Source organism: Mycobacterium sp. (assembly GCF_049673265.1).
Classification (GTDB): domain Bacteria; phylum Actinomycetota; class Actinomycetes; order Mycobacteriales; family Mycobacteriaceae; genus Mycobacterium.
The window spans coordinates 1-5,560 of sequence record NZ_JBATXN010000611.1 but is presented as its reverse complement, the minus strand read 5'-3'; the positions used below and the strand labels follow the sequence as shown (position 1 = coordinate 5,560).

Sequence of the window (5,560 nt, the reverse complement as noted above, 5' to 3'; positions counted from 1 at the left end):
GTGGATGCGCATGGCGGCCCGGCCAGCGGAGGCCGGCTGGTCGGCAAGGACGGCGCACCGCTGGACCTGGACGGCTTCAAGACGACGATCGACGTCTACCTGACCGGTGTGTTCAACGTGCTTCGGCTGGCCGCCGCGGCCATGGCGCGGCAAGATCCGGTCGACGAGGGCGCCCGCGGGGTCATCATCAACACCGCATCGATCGCCGCCTACGAAGGCCAGATCGGTCAGCTGCCCTACGCGGCGGCCAAGGGTGGCGTCGTCGGCATGACCTTGGTCGCCGCCCGCGACCTGTCGCCGCTTGGGATCCGGGTGGTCACCATCGCCCCCGGCACGTTCTTGACGCCGGCCTACGGCCAAGCGGGTGACCAGCTGGAGGCGTACTGGGGTCCGCAGATTCCCTTCCCCAAGCGGATGGGCCGATCCGCCGAGTACGGCGCCTTCGTGCAAAGCATCGTCGAAAACGATTACCTCAACGGCGAAGTCATCCGACTGGATGGGGCGCTGCGCTTCCCGCCGAAGTAGCCGTAGGCCCGAGGGTGCGGCTGGCCGCACTTTCGTAGCCCAGAGTGCGGCTGTCCGCCCTCTGGGCGCGCCTAGTCAGTTCTTGCCGGCGGCCAGCTTGGTCACGATCGAGCGGAAGTCCTCGGTTTGGAAGGACTGGTTCTCCGCTGACAGGGCGTAGTCCAGCGTGGCCAACACCGCGCGCTCGAGATGCACGTTGAGGACGCGTTTGGTGCTCTCGACGGCTTGCTGCGGCAGTTCGAGGATCTTCTTCGCGGCCTTGGTTGCCTCGGCGACCGGATCGGCGACCACATGGTTGGCCAGGCCCAGTTCGACCGCCCGCTTGGCGGAGATGCGCGTGCCGGTCAGCGCGTACTCCTTGGCCAACAGCAGGCTGATGTGCAGCGGCCAGGTCAGCGGTCCGCCGTCTGCGGCCACCAACCCCACCTGCACATGCGGGTCGGCAAGATAGGCGTCTTCGGCGATGTAGACGATGTCGCTCAGTGCAACCAGGCTGCAGCCCAGGCCGACGGCCGGACCGTTGACCGCCGCCACCACCGGCACTCGGCAGCGTGCCATCCCGAGCACGATCTCGCGCCCGTCGGCGATGGTCTTGGCCCGCAGGTCGGCGTCGGCCGCCAACTCCTTGAGATACGCGAAATCACCACCTGCCGAAAAGGCCCGTCCCGCACCGGTTATCACTGCGGCGCGGGCAGTGCGGTCATCGCTCATCCGTTGCCACAGCTTGGCCAGTCCGTGGTGCAGGTCATCGTTGACCGAGTTAAGCGAATCGGGGCGGTTCAACGTGATGATCCGCAGCGGCCCGTCGGCCTGGACGTCGATTTCGGTCGGCATGTCGTACACGTCAGGCTCCTTCGATGGTCGTGACCCGCTTCACCCGGGCTTCGCCGGCGTTCGCGATCACTCCTACAATCCCAAGATTCGTGCGGCGATGATGTTCTTCTGGATTTGCGATGTTCCGCCCATCACGCTTTGGGCACGGCTGTAGAGGTAAGCCGACAGCAGACCGGGATCGTCGATACCGGCGACGGCCAGCGCGGCGTGGCCGACCGACTGCTCGACCCAGGTCATCAGCAGCTTGTCCAGCGATCCGTCCGACGTGTGCGTCACACCGTCGAGCTGCTCGGACAATCGCCGCCGCACGTGATGAGTCAGCATTTCGGTCTGCACTGCAGCCCAAGCTAATTCGGGGGAAGCCGGGCCGTCGGTGCGCGCGGCCAGTTCACGAACGAGCTTGCCGTAGCGCGCCGCGTAGCCCAGGGTGGACGGTTCGCGTTCGTGGCCGACCACCGTCATCGCCAGCGGCCAGCCCTCACCCGGGGCGCCCACCATGTGCGCGGCCGGCACCGTCGCGCCGTCGAAGAACACCTGACCGAATTCGGTGGTGACACCGTTGATCATCCGCAGCGGACGCTGTTGCACGCCAGGTTGTTTCATCGAGATGATAAACGCCGAAATGCCGCGGTGACGTTTGGCGTCCGGATCGGTGCGGGCCAATAGCAGACACCAGTCGGCGACATCGGAGTAGCTGGTCCAAATCTTGTGGCCCTGGATGACGTAGTTGTCGCCGTCACGGGTGGCGGTGGTGGTCAGCGATGCGAGATCCGAGCCGGAGCCGGGCTCGGAAAAGCCCTGGCACCATCGTTCGGAGCCGTTGATCATGCCGGGCAAAAACCGGCTGCACAGCTCCTTGCTGCCATGTCGGGTCAGGCCGGAGACCAGGTAGCCGAGGCTGGGCCTCGGTGGAGCACCCGCCCGCGCCAGCTCTTCGTCGAGAATGACGTCGTACACCGGAGGCAGCTCCTGCCCGCCGTACTCACGCGGCCAGGACAGCCCGAAGAAGCCGCCCTCATACAGCGCCCGATGCCATTCACCCTGCCGCGCCCAGTACTCGTCACCCGAGCTGGGGAACTCCTTGGCGTGCACCGCAAGCCACGACCGTAACCGATCGCGGAATGCGGCTTCCTCGGCCGAATCACGGAAGTCCAACGTCGATCTCCTCCAGCTTGACGGGCCACAGTTCGGTTGATGTCAGCGCACGCCGCAAATAGACGTGCGCCAGGCATTCCCAGGTATTGCCGATGCCGCCGTGCACCTGGATTGCGGTCTCGCACACCGTTCGCGCGGCGCGCGCGCAGTAGATCTTTGCGACCCGAGCGGCCCGTATCGCCTCGGCAGGCGCCAACTCGTCAACAGCCCAGGCCGCATGTCGCAGCACACTGACCGAACCCTCGATCAGGGCAAGGCTTTCCGCGAGCAGGTGCGCGATGGCCTGATTAGAGCCGATAGAATTACCGTACTGCTCACGGATTTTCGCGTAATCACATGCCAGGGTGTGCGCACCTCGAGCAGTTCCAACCAGGTCGGCGCACGTCGTGGCCAAGGCGAGCGCTAGCCACCGCGCGGCAGCGTCGGAGTCTAGTTCGCCTACGGCGCTGGCTGTTCCGATGACGTCGGCCGCAGCTCTGGTCAGATCTACGGCCTCGCCGACTGCGCCCAAATCGGCGGCGAGCACAGTCGTCGCTTCCAATGTCAACGCGCGCTGATAGCCCCTTGCGTCGATACCGTGACCATCCACAGCGATGGTCGCTCCCGAGCCGTCGTGGCCGATGTGTCGGGCCAGGTCGTCGACTAGCACCGGTCCGAGGAATGGCGCGTCGACCAAGCCACGGCCGAATTCGTCGGCGACGATCGCCACTTCTACTCCGGAGGCCCCGTCGGAGCGCAGCGATCGCCAGCCTGTCATCTCGATTTGCTTGTCCAGCCGGGCAATTCGCTCGTCGTCGGCGAGATCTTGTACCGACCCCGGGCCGAGGTCGTCGGCCAGCTTGGCCGCGGCGTCGCGCAGTTGTTGTTGTTCAGCGGTCAGACGTACATCCATACTGCTCCTTTAGCACGCGGCGTAGCACCTTTCCGGAGGGCAGCCGAGGTATTTCGGGCACGAAAACCACACGGCTCAAACGTTTGTACGACGCTAGCCTCTCCCCCACCCGCGCGGTGAGTTCGGCGGCGTCGACCGGTTCCCGCGTCGCGACGGCGGCTACCACCGACTCGCCGTCGGCGCCGTCGGGGATGCCGAATACCGCGCAGTCTTCGACGGCGGGATGAGCGTGCAGCACGGCCTCGATCTCGGCGGGCGCAACCTGAAAACCGCGGACCTTGATCATGTCCTTGGACCGGTCGGTGATCCGCAGCCAGCCGCCGGTGTCGAGATACCCGACGTCGCCGGTGCGATACCAGCCGTCGCACAATGCATCTCGCGTCGCTTCGCGGGGTAAGTAGCCGGCCATCAATGACTCCGACCGGGCCTGGATCTCGCCGACCTCGCCCGGACCGACTGGGCCGCCGGTCTGTAGCGACGCAACCCGCACCGCCACACCGGGCACCGGCCGGCCAACCGAGTCGAGCCGGGCGCCGTCGAGCGGATTGCAGGCGATGACCGGCAGCTCGGTGGTGCCGTACGCCGGAACCCACCCGACGCCGGTGCGTCGGGTGACGGTTTGGGCGACACTTTCGCTGACCGGGGTCGCGCCCCACATGATGAACCGCAACGACGAAAGGTCGTAGGACTCGAGTCGCGGATGCGAGGCGATGGCCAACGCGATTGGGGCGACGGCCATTTCGACGGTGATCCGATCGGCTTCGATGTGCTGCAGGATTCGGTCGATGTCGAATCGGCGATGCATCCGCATCCACACGCCGGTCTGCAGTGCCGTCACAATGTTGAGCAAGCCGAGGATGTGCGACGGCGGGGTGGTGATCTGGATTCGGTCCCGCGAGGTCAAATCCAGCGCGTCGCGCCAGTGCCGAACGGCCGCGTGCAACGAGGCGTGGGTGTGCCGAACGGCCTTGGGCAGGCCGGTGGTGCCCGAGCTGAACGCCAACACAGCATCGGCATCCGGCAGCGGCGACCCGAACAGCGGTTCGCCGGTCGAGATCGGCTCGTCGAGATGCAGCATCGGCATCAGATCCGCCAGCACCGGGTGGTCACCGACGGCGTGCGACGGGTTCGTCAATGCCAGCGCGTGCTCGACTTCGGCGCGCTTCCAGGCAGGGCTGATCAGCACGACGGTCGCGGCCAGCCGCCAGATCGCGTGCAGCGCGACGACGAACTCGGGCCGGTTGGACGCCATCAACGCCACCCGCTGCCCGGACGTCACACCACGTCCGCGCAAACTCGCTGCCAGGCCGTCGGCCAGCGCGTCGAGCTGCGGCAGCGTGTACTGCCGCTCCTCGAACACGAGCGCCGTCGCAGACATTGAGAACATCCTATCGTTTTGAGAGAATAGTATTCTCTGAAGTGAAGAACGCAAAGTGTGGAAGGTGCAGGCATGGCGGAACGCCACGTGTTCCAGCAGGCCACGGTGAGGCGGATCATCAAGGAGACGGCCGACACGCGCACCTTTGTGCTTGCCCCGCATGAGCAGCCGTTCGCCTACCGGGCCGGGCAGTACTGCACGTTCCGGGTGACCGTCGACGGCGAGGAGCTGTATCGCTCGTATTCGATGTCGAGCGCGCCGGAGACCGACGGTGAGCTGATGACCACGGTCAAGCGGGTGGCCGGCGGCAGGGTCTCCAACTGGATGGTCGACAACGTGGTCGAGGGCGACGAGCTGACCATGACCCGCGCCGCGGGCACCTTCGTCTTGAGTCCGACTTCGGTGCCATTGCTGGCATTCGCGGGCGGCAGCGGCGTCACACCGATCCTGTCGCTGGCCAAAAGCGCGCTGGCGACTACCGACCGCACGGTGCGGATACTGTGCGCCGACCGCGACCGGGCATCGGTGATCTTCGAGGCGGTCTGGGACGAGCTCGTGGAGCGTTATCGGGGGCGGCTGTCGCTGGACCGCCATATCGATGACGAACAGGGCCTGTTGGACCCCGAGGCCGTCACCAATTTCGTCGGCAGCGACACGGCCGCCGAATGCTACGTGTGCGGACCGGAAGGCTTCATGGCCGTGGTGCGCTCGGCGCTGCCCGCCGGGGCACGCGTGCTTGTCGAGGACTTCGATGCTTCGCCGGCGGTGAAAGCACC

At 66.2% G+C, this 5,560-nt stretch carries 6 protein-coding genes; 2 read left to right on the top strand and 4 right to left on the bottom strand.

From position 1 onward, the window contains the following. Nucleotides 1-525, top strand: a 525-nt coding sequence (locus WBF82_RS20640; protein ID WP_424384796.1) for an SDR family NAD(P)-dependent oxidoreductase, incomplete at its 5' end; no start/stop codon positions are given. 75 nt (nucleotides 526-600) lie between these two features. Here the strand turns inward: WBF82_RS20640 and WBF82_RS20635 are convergent. The 4 genes from WBF82_RS20635 to WBF82_RS20620 all read right to left on the bottom strand — a co-directional run bounded on the left by WBF82_RS20635 (nucleotide 601) and on the right by WBF82_RS20620 (nucleotide 4,784). Then, complete coding sequence (locus tag WBF82_RS20635; protein ID WP_424384795.1) at nucleotides 601-1,368, bottom strand: enoyl-CoA hydratase/isomerase family protein; 768 nt, start codon at nucleotides 1,366-1,368, stop codon at nucleotides 601-603. Nucleotides 1,369-1,431: 63 nt separating this feature from the next. Continuing rightward, on the bottom strand, nucleotides 1,432-2,514 hold the full coding sequence (locus WBF82_RS20630; RefSeq protein ID WP_424384794.1) for an acyl-CoA dehydrogenase family protein: 1,083 nt from the start codon (nucleotides 2,512-2,514) through the stop codon (nucleotides 1,432-1,434). Further along, nucleotides 2,501-3,406 carry an acyl-CoA dehydrogenase family protein gene (locus WBF82_RS20625; protein ID WP_424384793.1) on the bottom strand — a complete coding sequence of 302 codons (906 nt, stop codon included), beginning with the start codon at nucleotides 3,404-3,406 and terminating at the stop codon, nucleotides 2,501-2,503. The genes WBF82_RS20630 and WBF82_RS20625 overlap by 14 nt, the downstream gene beginning before the upstream one ends. Beyond that, complete coding sequence (locus WBF82_RS20620; protein WP_424384792.1) at nucleotides 3,384-4,784, bottom strand: class I adenylate-forming enzyme family protein; 1,401 nt, start codon at nucleotides 4,782-4,784, stop codon at nucleotides 3,384-3,386. Before WBF82_RS20620 ends, WBF82_RS20625 begins: the two co-directional genes overlap by 23 nt. Nucleotides 4,785-4,856: 72 nt before the next feature. On the opposite strand from WBF82_RS20620, the gene WBF82_RS20615 reads away from it, so the two are divergent. After that, the coding region (locus tag WBF82_RS20615; RefSeq protein ID WP_424384791.1) for an FAD-binding oxidoreductase at nucleotides 4,857-5,560 on the top strand (704 nt) is incomplete at its 3' end.

Excerpts from the sequence above, each read along its gene's own strand:
- WBF82_RS20620 (WP_424384792.1), bottom strand. The coding sequence starts at position 4,784 with ATGTCTGCGACGGCGCTCGTGTTCGAGGAGCGGCAGTACACGCTGCCG.
- WBF82_RS20625 (WP_424384793.1), bottom strand. The coding sequence starts at position 3,406 with ATGGATGTACGTCTGACCGCTGAACAACAACAACTGCGCGACGCCGCG.